8 protein-coding genes, 1 tRNA gene and 4 pseudogenes are annotated in these 19616 nt (G+C 63.4%); 7 read left to right on the top strand and 6 right to left on the bottom strand.

The genetic code is table 11. The annotated features are described in order from the left end of the window. Positions 1 to 643: response regulator transcription factor (locus VE759_RS02130; protein WP_324927770.1), on the top strand; the 643-nt coding region annotated here is incomplete at its 5' end. A gap of 99 nt (positions 644 to 742) precedes the next feature. Here the strand turns inward: VE759_RS02130 and VE759_RS02125 are convergent. After that, complete coding sequence (locus tag VE759_RS02125; protein WP_324927769.1) at positions 743 to 1768, bottom strand: zinc-dependent alcohol dehydrogenase family protein; 1026 nt, start codon at positions 1766 to 1768, stop codon at positions 743 to 745. Between the two features lie 428 nt (positions 1769 to 2196). Between VE759_RS02125 and VE759_RS02120 the strand changes: the two genes are divergently transcribed. The 3 genes and pseudogenes from VE759_RS02120 (at position 2197) to VE759_RS02110 (ending at position 6599) form a co-directional block, all read left to right on the top strand. Further along, on the top strand, positions 2197 to 3090 hold the full coding sequence (locus tag VE759_RS02120; RefSeq protein WP_324927767.1) for a L,D-transpeptidase: 894 nt from the start codon (positions 2197 to 2199) through the stop codon (positions 3088 to 3090). 369 nt (positions 3091 to 3459) lie between these two features. Further along, positions 3460 to 3690, top strand: a pseudogene (locus VE759_RS02115) (MmpS family transport accessory protein); the annotation flags it as partial. Beyond that, positions 3687 to 6599, top strand: a complete 2913-nt coding sequence (locus tag VE759_RS02110) for an MMPL family transporter (RefSeq protein ID WP_324927765.1) — start codon at positions 3687 to 3689, stop codon at positions 6597 to 6599. The pseudogene VE759_RS02115 and the gene VE759_RS02110, both read left to right, overlap by 4 nt. A 30-nt stretch (positions 6600 to 6629) precedes the next feature. Here the strand turns inward: VE759_RS02110 and VE759_RS02105 are convergent, their stop codons facing one another. The 3 genes and pseudogenes from VE759_RS02105 to VE759_RS02095 form a co-directional block, all read right to left on the bottom strand. Then, positions 6630 to 7103 carry a hypothetical protein gene (locus VE759_RS02105; protein ID WP_414687812.1) on the bottom strand — a complete coding sequence of 158 codons (474 nt, stop codon included), beginning with the start codon at positions 7101 to 7103 and terminating at the stop codon, positions 6630 to 6632. Between the two features lie 1551 nt (positions 7104 to 8654). Next, positions 8655 to 8879 (bottom strand): annotated as a pseudogene (locus VE759_RS02100) (FAD-binding protein); the annotation flags it as partial. Between the two features lie 200 nt (positions 8880 to 9079). Then, positions 9080 to 9211: pseudogene (locus VE759_RS02095) on the bottom strand (IS481 family transposase); the annotation flags it as partial. A 222-nt stretch (positions 9212 to 9433) separates the two neighbouring features. Between VE759_RS02095 and VE759_RS02090 the strand changes: the two are divergent. Both VE759_RS02090 and VE759_RS02085 read left to right on the top strand, forming a co-directional pair. Then, complete coding sequence (locus tag VE759_RS02090; RefSeq protein WP_324927763.1) at positions 9434 to 15427, top strand: GAF domain-containing protein; 5994 nt, start codon at positions 9434 to 9436, stop codon at positions 15425 to 15427. Positions 15428 to 16270: 843 nt separating this feature from the next. Then, positions 16271 to 17701, top strand: a complete 1431-nt coding sequence (locus VE759_RS02085; protein ID WP_324927761.1) for a hypothetical protein — start codon at positions 16271 to 16273, stop codon at positions 17699 to 17701. A gap of 597 nt (positions 17702 to 18298) precedes the next feature. Here the strand turns inward: VE759_RS02085 and VE759_RS02080 are convergent. Beyond that, positions 18299 to 18568, bottom strand: a pseudogene (locus VE759_RS02080) (helix-turn-helix domain-containing protein); the annotation flags it as partial. Positions 18569 to 18678: 110 nt separating this feature from the next. Beyond that, positions 18679 to 18755 (bottom strand) — tRNA-Ile (locus VE759_RS02075). A gap of 461 nt (positions 18756 to 19216) precedes the next feature. Between VE759_RS02075 and VE759_RS02065 the strand changes: the two genes are divergently transcribed. After that, positions 19217 to 19390, top strand: a complete 174-nt coding sequence (locus VE759_RS02065) for a hypothetical protein (RefSeq protein WP_324927759.1) — start codon at positions 19217 to 19219, stop codon at positions 19388 to 19390. Positions 19391 to 19616: the final 226 nt, after the last annotated feature.

Genomic DNA, 19616 nt, shown 5'->3' with positions numbered 1-19616 from the left:
CGACCAATACTCCGACCGCGTCATGATCACCGAGCTCGACTCGAATGAGCCCGTTGTAGATGCAGTCGACATTGCTATGTATGACTCCTTTGCTCAACCGGAGTCGGATCACGACGAAATTGCTGCTTTGGTCGCCAATCGGCGCGCACGCCGTGTTGTCGTATACACCTGGAACTTTCACCCCGAGCTTGTCCGTGGTGCCCAGGAACAGGGCGTGCACGGATATTTGTCCAAGACCCTGCCGGCGCGGGAGTTGGTGGCCGCACTGGAGGCAATTCACGCCGGTGAAACGGTCATCAGCAGCGCTCCGGCGCGCCGGCGCAGCCACGTCGGTCTCGATTGGCCCGGCAGGCGCGAAGGACTCAGCGATCGAGAGTCAGAGATCCTGGCCCTCATTACGCAGGGTAAGAGTAACGCCGAAGTAGCGGCACTGACGTACCTCAGCCCCAACACCGTCAAGTCTTACATCCGCACCATCTACCGGAAGATCGACGTGAGCAGCCGGACTCAGGCGGTGCTGTGGGGCGTGCAGCATGGCTTCACACCAGACCATCACCGCATCGAATTTTGGCGATCCGATGCTGATTCCGTCCGCCGAAGTCCCCGTCCTCCGCACATTCCGACCGCGCCTACTGCGTCGTGACCCGCAACAACTAGTGTGGCTCTCGTCCTCGACGATTAACTTATCCACGGCAATATGCGGCAGCACGTCGGCTCGGGTTTGTCGGGACATATCTGCCTCCTACGGTTCGAACACCAGCAGCGGTTTGCCCCCGTGTGCGGGAGCTTCGGCCAAATAGACAGCTTCGTTGAACTTTTCGACGGGGATCGGCTGGCCCTCCGGCACGCGCAACGCGCCGCTGTGGGCGAGCTGAAGTGTCCGGTCGATCGCTGCGGCCATCCGATCCTTAGGGGTCTCGGTAAACCAGCGGAACAGCCAGAACCCCCGCACAGTCTTCGTTTCATAGATCAGTGAGCGCGCGAAGATGGGGATGGTGAGTTTGTCGGGATCGGTTTGGCGGTGCGTAGACAGCGCACCGTAGACGACCAGCTCACCGTGCGATGCCAGCGCACGCGACACGTCCGCACCCACCTGACCGCTGACACAGTCGATCGCCTTGGATACGCCGTCGGGGCCAGCTATGTCCGCCACCCGTTCCCGCAGATTCTCATCCTCCGTGCAGATCACCGCAGTGCCCCCCAGCGCGAGGATGTCCTCGACAGCAGATCGACGGCGGACCACGTTGAGGGTCTTGAAGCCGACGTGCGCTCCGAGTTGGATGACCGACTGGCCCACGGTTGAACCGGCCGCCGTCTGCAGCAGCCATTCACCGGGTCGAACATCGAGTTCATCACCCGTCAAGACCACGGCGGTAAGCGGATTGGCGAGAATCTGGGCGGCCGTGGAATTGCTCATGCCGGCAGGAACAGGCAAGACCCGCCCGGCATCGGCAACGACATACTCCTGCCACGTGCCCGTGACTCCGATCGTGATGACGCGTTGCCCCACGGTCAGACCGTCTGCGCCGCCACCGAGTCCGTCGATCACACCGACGGATTCGATTCCCGGTACGGCGGGGAATTCCGGGGTGAATCCGTATCTGCCACGGATGGTATGCAGATCGCTGGCATGGACAGGTACAGCTGTTACCCGAATCCGGACCTGGCCGGGACCGGGCTCCGGAATCGGGCCGGTCTGCAGGTGCAGTACCTCGGACGGTTCGCCTAACGCGTCGGCGACGACAGACCGCATGGTTCTCATCATCATCCTGACGCTCCTTCGGTCGGATCGTGATCAGCGCGGCCCAATTCCAGCCCTACTAGCTCTAATGCCACCATGGCGGGGGTGTTGGGTCTAGACACTCGGCGCCACCGCCTCGCGCTCAGCAAAACCGCTGCACACGTAAGTCTTTCGTAACGGAATGCCAATTGCGTGGATTGGATAGTCGGCCAGCCCGTCACCAAAATGTATCTACCTGCATAGATACGTTGTGGGCCGGGCGGGGCTCGAACCCGCGACCAACGGATTATGCGCCCTACGCGGCGCTGACTACTACCAACGCAGCTGGTCAAATCGACGACGACTTCGCCTCGTCGATACTGCAACGCGTGAAGCCGTAACGCCGGGCGGCGCAAGAGATAACTGGCCTTGGCGCTATGCGACACTGTTTCCAGAAAGTGACGGGAGGGACGTATATGTCGGGCTGGATGAGGGGAAGGTTCTCGACCGCTCTGAAGGCAGGCGGAGTGGCTTCGATATTGGGCTGGGTGCTGGCGCTGAGTGCGGGTCCCGCTCTGGCGGATCCGGTTGCGGCTCCCGGCGATCCAGGAGTTGTCGCGGGCCCCGTTGCGGGGCAGGACCCGACACCGTTCACCGGCACGGCGCCATTCGGGCCGCCGAGGTTCGTCCCTGCCAACGGCGCGACGGCGGGTGTGGCCCAGCCGATAATCATCAACCTTCCCGGGCCGGTCGATGACGCCGGCGCTGCCGAAAGTGCCGTCCACGTCTCTTCGGTCCCGCCGGTTCCCGGCAAGTTCTACTGGGCGGGCCCCACGCAGCTGCGCTGGCGCCCGCTGAGTTTCTGGCCCGCTCACACCGCGGTGACCGTCGATGCGGGTGGCACAGTGTCGAGCTTCCATACCGGAGACGCGTTGGTGGCTACGGCCGACGACGCCACGCACCAACTGACCGTCACCCGCAACGGGACCGTGGAGAAGACCATCCCGATGTCGATGGGTATGGCAGCCGGCGGCCACCAAACCGCAAACGGCACCTACTACGTTCTGGAGAAGTTGCCCTCGGTGGTGATGGATTCCTCGACCTACGGGGTTCCGGTCAACTCGACGTACGGGTACAAGGTGACGGTCGACCTTGCCGTCCGGTTCGATAACAGCGGCAACTTCATCCACAGCGCTCCATGGTCTGTAAATGACCAGGGTAAGCGCGACGTCAGTCACGGCTGCATCAACATCAGCCCCACCAACGCAAGGTGGTTCTTCGACAACTTCGGCCCCGGTGATCCCATCATCGTGAAGAACTCCACCGGCACCTACACCAGAAATGACGGCTCCAACGACTGGCAGAGCTAGCTCCCGGCCCTTTATCGTTTGCGGCCCTGCGGGTCCCCGTCCACCCGAGTAGCTAGCGCCCGGATGTGATCCAGGTTGGTGATGTCGACGTGCGCAATGGTTGAGTGGGCGACCGGCCAGGTCGGCCTGCACTTCATCGCAGCCGACGAGCGCTGGCCCGCGGCCCGGTTGAGGTGCGCTGAGCGGGCGGCAAAGTACTTTCCTCGGTATTAACACGAACGGACCGACCACCCATCCGACACCTCTTGTCCCGTCCAGTCCTGTCCCGTACGGTTCCCGTTGTTGCGGTCGGTTCCCGCTCGAAGCGCAGCTGAGATGACCTCATCCAGGCCGACCATTTTTCGAGTTTCGAAAGGCTCAGGGTGAGCGGCCTCAATCAACTACCTCGATGTCAATGCGCAGCCGCAGCGCGTTGATGACGCTACCCTGCCTTGGTCATACGACGTCACGACGACCGAGCCCGCGGTGTTAGTCAACGTCGTGGCCCAGGGAGACAGCGATCCCATCGGCTGGCGCATCACTATCGACGGTGTGGTCGAAGATGAGGGATCGGTCAACAAAATGAGCGCCTACATCTTCTGCCTGGACAAGTCCGGATGAGCAACCGACACATCGCCCGGCCTTCGTTACCGGACATGATTCGGCGGTTTTCGGTGCCGATCGTATGGTTCTGGTTGGCCCTGGCGGTGGTCACAAATGTCTTCGTGCCGCAATTGGAGACCGTTGCCCAAGCGCATAACGTGTCGCTGAGCCCCCAGGATGCGCCGTCGCTGCAAGCCAGTAAACGCATCGGCAAGGTGTTCCAGGAGTTCGATTCCGACAGTGCGGCGATGATCGTCCTAGAGGGCGAGCAGCCGCTCGGTGCCGACGCGCACCACTACTACGACGGCTTGATTCGAAAGCTCTCCCAGGACACGAAGCATGTGGAGCACATTCAGGATTTCTGGGGGGATCCGCTGACGGCGGCCGGCTCGCAGAGCGCCGACGGCAAGGCGGCGTTGGTGCAGGTGTACCTTGCCGGTAACCAGGGCGAGACGTTATCCAATCAGTCCGTCGATTCTGTACGCGACGTCGTGGAGCACACGCCGCCGCCGACGGGGGTGAAGGCCTATGTCACCGGCGCCGCGCCGCTGGTCACCGATCAGTTCGAGGTGGGCCGCAAAGGTACCCTGAAGGTCACCCTGATCACCATCGCGGTGATCGCAATAATGCTGTTTTGGCTCTACCGTCGTGTCACCACGGTGATTCTCGTGATTTTCACCGTGATGATCGAGTTGACCGCATCGCGCGGAGTCGTCGCCGTTCTGGCGAACGCCGGGCTCATCGGCCTGTCGACCTACTCGACTAATCTGCTGACGTTACTGGTCATCGCCGCCGGGACCGACTACGCGATCTTTATTCTCGGCCGTTACCACGAAGCGCGCCACGCCGGGCAGGATCGCGTACCAGCCTTCCATACGATGTACCGGGGGACCGCGCACATTATCTTGGGTTCGGGCCTGACGATTGCCGGCGCGGTGTTCTGTCTGACCTTTACCCGGCTCCCGTATTTTCAGAGCCTGGGCGTTCCCGCTGCAATTGGTGTCCTTGTCGCGCTGGTGGCCGCGCTGACCCTGGCGCCGGCGGTCCTAACCATCGGCCGCCATTTCGGTCTGTTCGACGCCAGCCGCGCGATGCGCACCCGGGGCTGGCGGCGCATCGGCACGGCCATCGTGCGCTGGCCCGGACCCATCCTGGTGGTGACAATCGCCGCAGCCCTGGTCGGTCTGCTCGCCCTGCCGGGATACAAGACGAGTTACGACGCCCGCCCCTACATGCCTGCCAGTGCCCCGGCCAATATCGGCTACGCGGCGGCCGAGCGCCACTTCTCCCAGGCCCGGCTCAATCCCGAATTGCTGATGATCGAGGCCGATCACGATCTGCGTGACTCAGCCGACATGCTCATTTTGGAGCGGGTGGCCAAGGCGATCTTCCACACCCCCGGTATCGCCCAGGTGCAGTCCATTACCAGGCCCCTGGGAACCCCGCTGGACCACAGCTCGATACCGTTTCAGATCAGTGCGCAAAACATCGGCCAGATCGAGAACCTGAAATATCGGCAGGACCGCGGCGCTGACTTGTTGAAGCAGGCCGACGAGATCAGTAAAACGATTGCCATTTTGCAGCAGCAATATGCCCTGCAACAGCAGTCTGCGGCCGCGACGGCAGAACAGACCGAAGCGTTTCACGCCACCGTCGCCACGATTAACACCCTGCGCGATGAGATCGCCAATTTCGACGACTTCTTCAGGCCGCTGCGCAATTATTTCTATTGGGAGCCGCACTGTTTCGACATTCCGATCTGCGCGGCGCTGCGATCCGTTCTTGACGCGCTCGACGGTATCGACGCGCTAAGCGAACAGTTTGGGAAGATCACGGAAAGTTTGGATAAATTGAACGCGCTCCAGCCGAAATTGCTGGCGCTGCTACCGCCCCAGATCGCCAGCCAGCAGACCAATCGGGACCTGATTCTGACGAACTACGCCACCACGTCGGGGATCAACGATCAGACCGCGGCTGCGCTGCAAAATGCGACTGCCATGGGGCAGGCTTTCGACGCCGCCAAAAACGACGACTCCTTCTACCTGCCACCAGAGGTCTTTACCAACTCCGAATTCCAGCGGGGCCTGAAACTGTTTCTGTCCCCGGACGGCAAGGCTGCGCGCATGATCATCACCCACGACGGCGATCCCGCCACCCCCCAAGGCATCTCACACATCGATGCGATCAAGAACTCCGCCGAGGAGGCCCTCAAAGGCACGCCGCTAGCCGGGGCCAACATCTACCTAGCCGGCACTGCCGCGACTTACAAGGATATCCAAGACGGCGCTAGATTCGACCTCATGATCGCCGGAATCGCTGCGCTGAGCCTGATTTTGCTCATCATGATGTTCATCACCCGAAGTCTGGTGGCCGCGTTCGTCATTGTGGGCACCGTGGCGCTGTCGTTGGGCGCCTCGTTCGGGCTTTCCGTGCTGATTTGGCAGGACATTCTTGGTATTCAGTTGTTCTGGATCGTCCTTGCGCTGGCCATCATCTTGCTGTTGGCGGTGGGGTCCGACTACAACTTGTTGCTGATATCGCGTTTCAAGGAGGAGATTAGCGCAGGCTTGAGCACGGGCATCATCCGCGCGATGGCGGGCTCCGGCGCGGTGGTAACCGCCGCCGGTCTGGTATTCGCGGCCACCATGGCGTCCTTTGTGTTCGCCGATTTGCGGATTCTCGGTCAGATCGGGACCACGATCGCCCTTGGCCTGCTGTTCGACACGCTGATCGTGCGATCGTTCATGACGCCGTCGATTGCAGCACTGCTCGGGCGCTGGTTCTGGTGGCCGTACAGCGTGCGCCCCCGCCCGGCCAGTCAGATGCTACGGCCCTACGGATCACGCCAAGCGGTCCGTCAACTGCTCCTGTCGGAAGACGCGGACAAAGTGGTCTCCTCGGAGATACCGCCGCGCTCTCAACCATGACGATCGGGAAGCCGGCTCTCCGATCACGTGCTAGGCAGTGGTGAGTACATCAGCTGACTCAGGCACCGTCAAAGAGACTTCCTGCAGGCGCCCTTTCAACCGCCCGACCCGGCGTAGTTGAGCGGCTATGTTCATCGACGTCAACATGGGGATCCCCCCGATAAACGTTCGAAATGAGGGCGCGCCGCCATGTACATGTAACTGTTCGAGGCAGCCAACCACATAAAAGAATCCCATGGTGAAGAGCGCGGCTGGTATCGCGTACGCGAGCGGTGATCGAGCGTCAGAAATAAGTTCGTTCGCATAATCTAACTCGTCCTGTGACATCGCTTCGCGTTTGCGCAGTTTAGCCAAGACCGCCTTGTGGGCGCCCACTTCTTCGCCTAACCGAGCCGGTGCTCGATTCTCTAACCGTGTTACGTACACCAAAACACAAGCGGCGAGTACCAATTCCAGCACAGCTGCAAGTAATGTGAGATAACCCCATAGACCAAAATTCACCATCACCGCTCCTTTGCTCGTCGGTCGCACGTCGCATCACACCTGAAATAGGAGAGCCGTCGTGGTCGGCTATCGAGAACCTCCTCTGGGTGTGTAAATCCGCAGAGTCTTCGGATACCTGAGCTCTGAAATGTGCCCTCTGCCTTCGGCGTCGTCAGTGACCAACACCAACTATACGAACCTGAGAGCTTACGGATCTCGACGCAACGGACTGGACACCACGGTCGCGGTACTCCCTCGTACGGCTCGGAATCGCCCCCGGACGGCCCGGGGAGCGTCAGTGGCTGATGAGACGATGGGGTCTGTGAAACCGGGCGAGCACACCTTCTACGTGTTGTCCTAGCCGCCACCGACGCGCCGGGTTCACCGACATGTTTAGCGACAACCTGCGTCGTCAACAACACTAAGGTTGGGGTAGCTCTGAATTAGCTTCAACAAAGTGGGGTGAATGCGATGAAGCTGAAGCGACTCGTCGCCAAAACAATGGTTGCCGGTGGCCTTGGTTTGCCAGCTGTCGGACTAGGTATAGGCGCGGCAAATGCGGCCCCAGACCCCCCTTCTCCACCACCGGGGCCGCAGTCACAGCATGCAACAGCGATGGCGAACGGCAACAAGGTGGTGCCGGCCACGACAGCCCCACACTTCACTTCTACTGGTACCGCCGCACAGACGCCGCTGGCGACAGCGATGGCGAACGGCGGCGCGGCGGCGCCGACCACCGCGACACCCTTCGGTGGCGAGGCAGCCCGAGCCTCCAAAACAGCCGGCCTGAACCCCCGCGGGTGGGTGGCACGTAAACAGCGGTCCGGATCTACAACCGGGCTACTCGGATCCCTAGGGGGACTGCTCGGACGGCGCTGATCGGACCTCTCCGAGGGACTGCCCAGCTACGCGGCCAGCCGCTGGTCGGCGCTGGTGGTGACCAGGGCTTGGGGGTCGCTTGCTGCGCCACCAAGCATCCAATTTTCGCCGATTTCGTTCTTGGGTTGCGACTGCCTACGCGGTGAGCCCGTACCCGCTTTGCCGTGTGGCCAAGCGTTGCTTCCATTCGGCTCGCAGCAGGGCCCCGTAGGCCGTCGATTCCCCCTGACCGGCGGTGTCGCACCGTTTTATCTGGCCGACGTTGCCTACCGCTGGCGCGACCACCACCAGCTCACCGTCGACCGACTCATCACCGCTGCGGCCGCGCTGTTGATATTGCCAATGGCCATCTACTCACCCGCTGTTCTTCACTGGTTGCGCTATCTGCGATCGGACTTCTCCGCGTCGTGGGCTGGGAGCTATGGCGGCGTCCTCGCGTGGGACCCGTCACCGCAGGAACGGTCCGGTGAGGCGTGTAGGCCGCACCGCGCGACCAACGAAATCGTCGCAGAGCGGACCGAAAGGACGGCGAGCCCAATTAGCGTCGAATGTCGGTTGCCGCGGGGGTTGGTGTTCGAACTGGCCAAACGGCGAGTGCCTCCGGTGTGCCACGGCGCGCTGGCTCTGCTGGCGGTGTGGTGGGCCTGGATGGGCACTTCCTCCCCGGCTTCCTGCGCCAGCGTGTGTAGGTAGCTGCGCTGCGGGATACGCCGACAATTCCTGCCGGCCAAGACGGTACAGCTCCGCAGCGGGGCGCCGATCATGGCCGAGAAGCCCGCCGACTCCCTCGGCGACCCGGTTGGTCTGCTCACTTGCATCGATGAGCAGGGTGCGCCGCCGCGCGCGGCCCAACACCAGTGCGGCGCTCAGCCCCGCCGCGCCGCCACCCACGACAATGCACTCCGACATCGACTCCATGCCCGCACGAATTGCGCGGCCTGCGCAGTGTTAAACCTCGAGCCGCTGTGATAGCCGGCGGCCGCTCACACGGGCACGCCGAAATCATCGGCCGACACGGGGCTGGATGCCTGCGCCTAGACACTCACGTTGGGTTTGCTCACGGATGCTCACTAGATGACGACTGGTCACCAAACCAGTTGATTGTCAGGGTTTGGGAGCAGCCCGTCGCAGACCGCACCGGTGCGCTCGGCGGTCATCAGGCGCGCGCAAACGCACATCCGGGAATGGTCATCGATGCCCGTCAACGCCTTGGCCGACGTGCCGTCGGCCGGCGCGAACCCGCCCACGACAAACCACGGAGCCGAATGACGTGTGGCGGTGATCGGCAAGGGAAAGTGGGCACGGGAGGTTCCGTTGATCGATCCCACCCGCGACCTCGTTGAGCGGCGCATCAAGGGTGAAGGACATCTTGGGCGCCACGGCGTCATTGCTTGCTGCCTCGCGATTGTCGTCGGAGTCGAAAAGGTGTAGGCACTGAAATTGGATGTGCCACCCTTCCGGGGAGGTGTCGGATGGGCGCAGAGGCGGTGTTGCCTGGTCGGGAGCCGCCGGTCCGGGCCGAGACGCTTCATGAGAGCGGCCGCACACACGTGGCTCGGCTGTTCTTTCCCGACCGCACCGTCATTCGCAAGGATCCACTTGGACTGGATGCTCAGCAGCGGTTGCGCCACGAGGTGGCGATCCTGGAACGACTCCGAGGGGTGGCGGGGGTGGTCCAGCTGATGGAGGCCCCGCGCTATCCCGAGTCGATCGTTTTGCAAGATGTCGGTGGCACGAGCCTAAATCGGTTGCCGAAGCCCCTGGCTGCTGACGAGGTGATTCGGCTTGGGATCGAATTGGCCCGCTCGGTCGCGAATATGCATGGCCGCGGCGTGTTGCACCAGGACATCAACCCGACAAATATCGTGCTCTCTGCCGGCGGTGTCCCGTACCTGGCGGATTTCATGTTGGCGACCTTCATTGCGGAGATTCGTCCTGGGTTCACCCACTACACAGAATTCGCCGGGACGTTGACGTATTCGGCGCCCGAGCAGACGGGTCGTACCGGCCGGTCCGTGGATCAGCGTGCCGATCTGTATTCGTTGGGCGCAACGCTGTATGAGCTGGCGACGGGCCACCCGCCGTTCGGCTCCCAAGACCCTTTGCAACTGACCCACGATCACATGGCGCGTGCGCCCGCACCGCCCGCCGACGTGAACCGAGCCGTGCCGTTGTCGTTGTCCGAAATCATCCTCCACCTGCTGGAGAAGGAACCCGATAACCGCTATCAGACCGCCGACGGTGTGGTGTATGACCTCGAGTGGTTGCGTGATGCACAGGGACGCCCCGAAGCGGCCGACTTTCGGGTGGGCGAGCATGATTTCGCGCTACGACTGCTGCCGCCGGCCCGGCTCGTGGGACGCGATGACGAGGTCGCTGCGCTTTTGTCCGCCTTTGATCGCGCGGTAGCGGGTCGGTGTCGTGGGGTGTTAGTCAGCGGTCCGCCTGGTGTGGGTAAGACGATGCTGGTCGATGAGCTCAGGCCGATGGTGACACGCAGGGATGGCTGGTTCGTAGCCGGCAAGTTCGACCAGTATCGGCGCGACCTGGAGTTCGATGGCGTCATTGCGGCCCTTCGCGCGCTGGGCCGGTTGTTGCTCGCCGAGCCCGACGACGCGCTGGGCACGGTCCGCGCCCGGATCCTTGGCGCCGTGGGCGCAAATGCGGGTCTGCTCACAGCGATGGTGCCGGAGTTCGCGGCGCTGCTCGCAGTGCCGCCCGATCCGGGGAATCCGTTGACCGCGCAACTGCGGACTCAGCGCGCGGTCGTGGAGGTGTTGCGGGCTGTCGCCTCACCGGACCGGCCGGTGGTGCTGTTCGTCGACGACTTGCAGTGGGCTGCGACTCCACCACTGGGCGTGGTCGACCTCGTGCTGACGGAGGCACAGGTCGACGGCCTCCTGCTGGTCGGTGCCTACCGCGAAGAGGGCGCGGACGCGTCGCCGCGACTGTCATCGATGGTGTCCCGATGGCAGCGCCACGGTGAGCTACAGCAGCTGCGCTTGGAAAACCTGCCCGAAACCGATTCAGCCGCAATGGTAATGGAGATGCTCCACGTGAACCCGGCCAAGGCCGCCGGGTTGACTAATGCGATCAACCCGGTCACATCCGGCAACCCGTACGAGACGGTGGAGCTACTCAATGCACTGCGTCGCGACGACGTGTTGACCGCGACTGCGACCGGGTGGCGCTGGGACGACGAGGCGGTGCGTGCATACCTGGCCCAGTCAGATGTTGCCGGGCTGCTGGCGGCGCGGGTTGACGCGATGCCGCCAACTTCGCGGGTGATGGTCGAGGCGATGGGATGTCTCGGCGGCCGGGTCGAGCTGAGCCTGTTACAGACCGCCGTGGACGAGCCTAGGAGCGTGGTGGAACAGACGCTGGCGCCTGCGCTCGACGACGGACTCCTGGTGGTAGAGCAGGGCGCTCAACTATCGGTCAGTTTTCGGCACGACCGGACCCGGGAGGTCATGCTCCGCGGCCTGGATTCCCGGCGGCGGCAGTCTTTACAGCTAGAAATGGCGCGCCGCCTCGCAGCTGTGCCGGAATTGTTCGCGGTTTCGGCGGAGCAGTATCTGCCGGTAGTCGATGCGGTCGATGACATCGCAGAGCGGCATCGCGTCGTCGGACTCCTGCGCCGAGCCGCCGACCAGGCCACGTTGACCGGGGACTACTCCCTAGTGAACGCTCTGCTGACCGCCGCGCTGCGGCTAATCGACAAGGGCGAGCGGACCACCCTGATCGAGGTACATACCCGCCGCCACGCCGCCCTGTACGGTATGGGCCGCCTCGATGAGGCCGACGAGGAATACCGCACGATCGAAGGACTGTGCACCACCGCGATGCAGCGCGCCGACGCGGCGGTGGTGCAGGTGCTAAGCCTCACCCAACGCAGTCGGCTGGCCGATGCGATCAGCCTCGGCCTGGGCTTGTTGAGTGAACTCGGCATCACTGTCCCAATCGAAGATGAACTTGCGACAGAACTCGACCACCAGCTTGACCATCTGTACCAGTGGCTGGACAGCCGGGCCGCAGACGATCTCGCTCGGCCGGAGGTCACGGTACCCACGCTGCTTGCGGCGTCGCGGCTGCTTAACGCGGTCTTGCCGGCCGTCTACTTCGTCGGTGAGCACCCCGCGCACGCCTGGCTGTGCCTCGAAGCGTTGCGGATCTGGCTAAAACACGGTCCCGGACGATCCTTCATCGGCCCGGTCAGCACTGGTGCCTTCGCGATTGTGACCATGCGCGGGGACTATTCGGCCGGCTACCGCGCCGTGCGGCGGGTGCTGGAGTTTGGCGAGGCTCGCGGCTACGAGCCCGACACCTCGCACGCGCGGTTCCTGTACTCGGTTCTCTGCGGTTGGTTCGAGTCGATCGAACACGTCGTCGAGGCGGGTAAGCGGGCCCGAGATGGGCTGATCGCGGGTGGCGACTTGGCCAATGCCGGATACACATGGCAGTCCATAGTGGCTGGCCTGATGGACTGCGCGCCATCGCTGGATTCCTTTGTCGCCGAAGTGGATTCGGGGCTGGCCTTCGCACGGCGCACTGGCAGCGAACAGACAGCAGGGCAATGGCTGCACAGCTACCGCTGGTTGGTTGCCACGCTGCGCGGCGAACGCACACCGTCGGCGTCCAAGGATGGCGCGATCGACATGTATGCCAGCAACCCGTTGAGCCTCTTCTTCGCTTACGTCACCCGCGCGCTCGCCGCGGCCATCTTCGGCGATGAGGCCGGTCTGACGCGGTACTCGGCGGCAGCGACGCCGCTAACGCCGACCGTCTCCGGGCACTACGTGACCGCTGTCGCCCAGCTGCTGCGCGGTCTGGCACTCAGTGCTCAGCTCCGTGCCACCGAAGGTCGCGAGCGCGCGGACCTGCTCTCCGAACTGGACGGCGTGACGCAATGGCTAGCGGCGCGCGCGGAGGACGCGCCGCCGAATTTCCTGCACCTGCTGCGGCTGCTTGAGGCCGAACGGGCTTGGGCCACAGGAGATTTCCGCGCCGCTGCCGTGGCGTTCGACGCGGCGCTGGCCGAAGCCACCAAGCACCAGCGCCCGTGGCATCGAGCCCTGATCGCCGAACAGGCGGCCCGGTTCTACCTCGCTCATGGGGTTGAACACACCGGCCATGACCTGCTTGGGCAGGCCCGCCGGCAATACATGTTGTGGGGAGCGACGGCCAAGGTTGATCAGCTCGACTGGGCCTATCCGGTCCTGCGGACCACAGCCGCTGCCATCGCTACCGATGGCCGGGACCAGGTCGGCGAGGTTAATCGCCGCCGCCTGCCCGTCACGACCGGAAGGATCGACCTACTCGGAATTCTGTCGATGTCGCAGGCGCTGAGCTCGGAAACCAGCATCGAAGGGCTGCATGCCCGCGTCGTGGAACTGCTCAGCGCGATGACCGGCGCCACGGGCGTGCATCTGCTGTTGTGCTCCGAGGACGGACAGAGCTGGTTCCTGGCCTCGCCAGGCCGCGACGATGTCCCCGCCCCCGTCAGCGCAATTGGCCGCGACACGGCAGTGCCGTTGTCCGCGTTGCGATATGTCCAGCGGGTGCGTGAGCCGCTGGTGGTGGCAGATGCCACCCGCGATGAGCGCTTCTCTCGCGACCCGTACTTCGTCGACGCGGATTGCTGCTCGTTGCTGGCGGTGCCAATCTTCAGCCGAGGCACGCTGCGGGCGGTACTGCTCTTGGAGAACCGCCTCATGCGCGGGGCGTTCACCGCCGAACGCCTCGACGGTGTCAACCTCATTGCCGGCCAACTGGCCGTTTCGCTGGATAACGTGCAGCTGTACACCGATTTTCGCCGCATTGCCGACGAGCAGGCCGCCCTGCGCCGTGTTGCGACGTTGATCGCCCGCGGTGTGGAACCGTCGGAGGTATTCGACGCAGTGACCGACGAAATGCGCCAATGCCTGCGCATGAAGACCGGCGGTTTGTGGCGGTTTGAGCCGAGCGGCGAAATCACTCTCCTCGCCGCTTCCGCCGAGCCCGCCTTGCGCGCGAAATGGCCCGTCGGCACGCGCACGCCGATCGAGGGGGACAACCTCGCATCGGTTGTGTTAAAGACTGGCAGGCCCGCGCGCATGGATGACTACGCGAACGCGGCCGGTCCCGTCGCCGCACGTGTGCGTGAATTGGGCGTTCGCGCAGCGGTAGGAGTCCCGATCGTCGTCGACGGACGCGTGTGGGGAATAGCGGCCGTTGGCTCCGTAACACCGGGGCCTCTGCCAGCCGAGGCCGAAGAGCGGGTCAACGACTTCGCTGAACTGGTCGCTACGGCGATCGCCAACGCTGTCGCTCGCTCCGAATTGAGGGCCAGCCGCGACCATCTCGGTGTGCTCGCCACACAGCAGTCTGCGTTGCGGCGGGTCGCGACGCTGGTCGCCCGCGGCGTCAGCTCCTCGAAGGTGTTCTCGACGGTCGCCGAGGAAATGGCTCGCTGCGTCGACGTCCACAACGCTGAAGTGTTTCGCTTCGAGCCCGACCACTCTGCGCTCGTCGTCGCGTCGTACGCCGAATCAGAAGAGCCACACATCCCAGTAGGTGAGCGGCTGAACCTGGTAGGCGACAACGTCCCCGCAATGGTGTTGCGCACCGGTCTACCCGCCCGCATGAACAGCTACGAGGGCGCTGCCGGCCCCCTTGCCGCGCGCCTGCGGGAGATGGGCGTACATTGCCGGGTCGGCGCGCCGATCGTGGTGAACGAACGCATCTGGGGCATAGCGGTTGTCGGCTCCTCGCGACCGGAGCCGCTGCCACCGGACACCGAAGAACGCATCGCCGAGTTCGCCGAACTAGTCGCGACTGCGATCGCCGCCGCCACCACTAGGGCCGAACTGATCGCCTCGCGCGCGCGCATCGTCGCGGCCACCGATGAGACTCGACGCCGTCTGGAACGCAACCTGCACGACGGGGCCCAACAGCGCGCTGTCTCACTGGGGCTGCGGCTAAGCATGGCCGAAGACTCGGTCCCCGCCGAACTTGCGGGGCTAAAGGAGCAGCTGGCCGAGATTGGATCGGGGCTAACGGGGCTTTCCGAGGAGCTGCGAGAGATCTCACAAGGGATTCACCCCGCCATCCTGTCGAAGGCTGGTCTCGGTCCGGCAATTAAGACGCTCGCCCGACGCTCGACGATGCCCGTCACGCTCGATATCGGGATCCAGCGCCGATTGCCGGAATCTATCGAAGTCGCCGCCTATTACCTCGTGGCCGAAGCGCTCACGAATGCGGCCAAGCACGCGCACGCCTCGTCGGTTACTGTTCGTGCGCAAGCAGACGACGAATACCTCGATCTCCTCGTAAACGATGACGGCGTTGGCGGCGCCGACTCCAGCGGCGGTTCGGGACTTCTCGGTCTCAAAGACCGTGTGGAAGCGCTAGGCGGCCAACTAGAGATCTTTAGTCCCGCCGGGAGCGGCACATCGTTGCGCGCCCGCATCTCACTGCGGCGCCCATGATCACCTCCTGAAGCGTCCTTCGCTCCGGCTTAATTCGACGATCCGACAGCCGCTGCCGACGTGGCGTCTGCAGCGGTGAGCAGTGCGTGACTGCGGCGTGTACCTGAGCCGACACGACCGCACGGGTGGCAGCGTCGAGTTTGCCGTCGAGATGCAGAAATGCCAGCCGTGAACCAGTGCGTACACCGCGGTCGCCATCGCTTCTACATCGGCAGCGGGAAAGGCTTGTCGCACCATCGCGCATTAGGTTCTCACCGCCGATTTCATTCGCGGGCGTTCTGACCTACCCACTTTGCGTTGACTCACAGTGACTGCGTACCGGTTTGTCTCACGAAGGGCTGCAATGCGTATGATCCGGCGTTCCGGTGCCTCGTACGTTGTGGGTCTGGGCCCCGCCAGAGCCACACAGGGCACCCAACGGGCGATTCAATCTTCGTCCCTGCGCTGCGCGTATTGACGTGCCGGGAGCTCGCGAGGAGCCGGACTATCCCCGAGTGGTGATGGTGGCCGCGCACCGACTTGAACCCCGGGACCAACGGATTATGAGTCCCTACCCAGCCCCTTAGCGACGGGAAACGATTAGCGGAACGGCACAAAAATTCTGCGTAGAGCCCTTTGGCTGTTGCCGGTACGGTCGCGGTGCGTCTCCGATACGGCGTGGATTCGCCCCCGGACGCCGCGTTAGCGCCGCGACGGAATGGGCGCCAAGCTGTTAGCTAGCCGGTGGGCGACAGCAATGCGCGCGTGTCGCACGACGTGATCCCCCGCGCCGCCATAAAAGGCTCCCGGTATATCGCAACTCCGCTGCGGATCTGCCTGCTTGGAAGTGTCAGGTGATTTAAAGTGAATGTCCTACTGTCGAGCGAGCCGATGATGAGCAGTGATTCGCCAGCGCTGTCGCGGGCAGAAGGCCGTCCTTTTCTTTGGGTCACTCGGGCGGCTTATGCGCTTCTTGCCCTGCTCGTCGTGGTGGCGCTCGTACTGATGGGCTTCCTGCTCGTCCGCTCAAAAGTCTTCACCGGCGGCCCTCCCAATGACGCATTCTACAAAGCACTTTGGACGTTCATCGCTTCTGCGCTGGCGACCAGTGCCACGCTCGTAGGTCTCCTTCTCGGCAAGGCGCAAAACGACCGGACACTGGCGTTTCAGCGGGATGTCGAAGCTCGCAATAACGTGGCTAAGGACGCGGCCGAAAGCCGCCAGACCCTCGACACCGTGGTTGACTGTTTGGAGCTGCTGACGGTCTCCGACGGAACCTATGCGCCCAAGGCGCGCGTCGCCGGAAGTCTGGCGGCCTTGATTCATTTAGGCCATCCCGTTATAGCGATGAGAACCCTCAACGCGGCGTGGACGGATGAGAAGGTTGATCCCGAAACAGCCGTCTGGCTGATCGGAGAGGTACTCAGATCCGCGTCGACGGAACCCAGCAAGAAAGAGGCCGCGGGTCTGCTGCTTGCCCACGCCGATGAACTATGCCTGCGCGGCAGCGAGCACCGAGGCGAATTTGTCTGGCCCGATGTGCTGTGGGCTGGATGGCGCAAGGACTTTCCACGAGAGGCTCGCTTCGACATCCTGTTCGCCGCTGTTTCGGTCTTGCTCTCCCGTCCCAAAGAAACATGGTGGGGCCCGAGAGACGGGTGGGTGGCCGTGCTATTGCACGGCGCCCTAGTCGATGAGGATGAGAGCGTTCGCGATTCCGCATGTCAGCTTCTGAAGGCATTCATAATCGGATATCAGCCGCAGGGCGCCAACTGGCACTCGGGTGACGGCTTTACAACGCCGGCAAAGGTCGAGGAGGCCGTGCGCAAATACGAACAGAAGTGGCACAGAAACAATCAGAAGTGGCGTAGCACTTTGCGGGCGAACAATCTCGCTCGTCGGATCAGCGCTTGGCGTGTCGAACCTGCGAACCACACCGTCAAGTTGTGGGAAGCCGCGCCTCAACCCGTCCCGCCTGATCCGCAACCGGGACCCCTTCCGCCGATCAACAGCACTCAAGGTGTGCGGCGTGTCATGGACCCGTTGCAGAACGCAGGCAAAAAGGGCCCTAATGGTGTGGGCATGCGCCCCGACGAGAAGGAGCTATGGGATGCGCCAAGCGTCAGGCGGATGTGGGACTACCTGACGCGAAACGCGACCGACGTCCCGAAGGATCCCCACTACAACGGCACCAAGCGTGTTCTTCCGGATGGCACTAAAGTTGGGCTCCGGGCCACTACTTACGGCTGCGCGTCGACGGTCGATGTGTGGTTTCGAGCGCCGAGTCACTACTAAAGACCCGGGCGGTCTGGGCGCCGGTATCACTCATGCCTGCTTCTGTTGCTGCTCTGAGGCAATGACATCAGAACCATGCATCTTAGGGCTGCGCCGATGTGACGCCAAGTTCGGCAACTCGGCGATAGGCAGGTCAAGAGAAGCAGGGCTGCCAAACCTATTCGAATGCACGGCGAATCTGGGCCGCAAGATGGTAATTACCGCAAAGGTCGATTGCCGCTCTGCCAGCAAACATTGTCCGCGGGGTAGAGCGCGTTAGAACCGGGGTAGGGGTTAGGGTTGGTGTGTTTCGAAGCTAACCCGATGTCGCGCCGCACCTGAACGGCCTACCGCCATCTAAAGGCGGGCGTGTACATGCCGCGAGCGCCGCGCGTGGACCCGCCCCGCAATTCCTATGGTGTGGGGCGACCTCGACAGCGCCGCCGGCCGCGTGATGAGGCGCGTGGCTATGCCGGTGACCTGGCGGGCCATGAGCCTTGGCCGGGGCGGGGCTTGTGTGCCCGGTGGCTCCGTCGTGGTCGCCTCGCGGCGCGCAGTAGCGCGAGCTGTCCGCGCCCCGCGCACACCGGCTACGGGTGGCTAGACCGGCAAGCCGCATACCCGAGACGGACCCCAATACGGGCGCGTGCGACGCAGCTCCAGCAGCACCGCCTCCACCTCGGCGCTCATGTGATGCGGACGCCGATCCGGCCGATGCGAACGATCCTTAAGCCCCTCCAGGCCCTCGGCCTCATAGCGGGCAAGCCAGCCATGCAACGTTTGCCGCGACACCCCCACCTTCGAGGCCACCTGCGAAATCGACAACCCGTCACTGATAACCGCCAACACGGCCTGATAGCGCTGCTCGGCCACGCTCAACTCCCTCATCTAGGGAGTGTCAAGGATCAACCGAAACCGCTGTAAAGAATCAGCCGAAACACCGTCAAGCATCAGCCGACACCGATCTGTCAAGCATCAGCCGAAGTCATACAAGAACTTGGTGGGGCGGGCGGGGCTCGAACCCGCGACCAACGGATTATGAGTCCGCGGCTCTAACCAACTGAGCTACCGCCCCTCACCGAATCTACCTGCTATATCACTGCCTATAGCAACTCGCTCTTCTCGGCTTCCCCTTCGTCGTACGGCAGTGGCACCGCGGTGCCTTCAACGGCCTCGCCAAACGCGTCCGCCTCCCCCGGTTAGGTCGTCGTCCAGCAGATGCCGATACGCGTCCAGGGTCGTGGGAGCCGTCGCGTGGCCGAGCGTGCGCTGCACGACAACGACACTAGTGCCCGCGCCGATGGCTACTGACGCTGTGGGGTGCCCGAGCCCGGTACGGCACCAGCCCATCAATCCCGACCTCTTCGCACGACTTGTCGAACGCACGACGGTGCCCGCCGAATGGCCAGCGCGTCCACGCCAGGCATGACCGAGTACGCGCTCATCAAACCGACTCATCCCGACGCCTTAATTTTGGTGTCACACACCGCAATCGCGTCACCTAAGCTCGCTATGGCATGCAAAGGAGGCGGTCCAGTGGCGGTGCCGACCGTGTCGCAGATCCACACATGGGACACCGACCACCGGAAGGCTGCCGCCAATCATTGGGAAACGCATGCCCAGGTCTGGCAGGTCAACTATGACGAGGTGTACCGCCGGGTGCCATGCGCGGCACACCTTGGTAAGGCGGCGTCGCCGACGCCGCGATGATGCATGTGGGTAGTGACCGGCTGCAGGCTGTCGGCGCAGCCGACACACTCAACGCCACGGCGGCCGTTGTTCAAAGCGGCGCGTTGGAGGTTGATTTCGCAAAGCAGCAAGCTGTCCAAGCGATCGACGAATGGATTGGATGTCGGAGAAGGACTCTCGGCGAACGGCCGCCTCAACACACCGTCTGCACTACGACGGGAGCGCTACTGCGCCTGGCTCACCGACG

The sequence above is a fragment of the Mycobacterium sp. genome (genome assembly GCF_035640695.1).
In the GTDB taxonomy this organism is placed as follows: Bacteria; Actinomycetota; Actinomycetes; order Mycobacteriales; family Mycobacteriaceae; genus Mycobacterium.
Note: the sequence above shows the minus strand (reverse complement) of the source record. Positions and strands in the feature narration are given on the sequence as shown.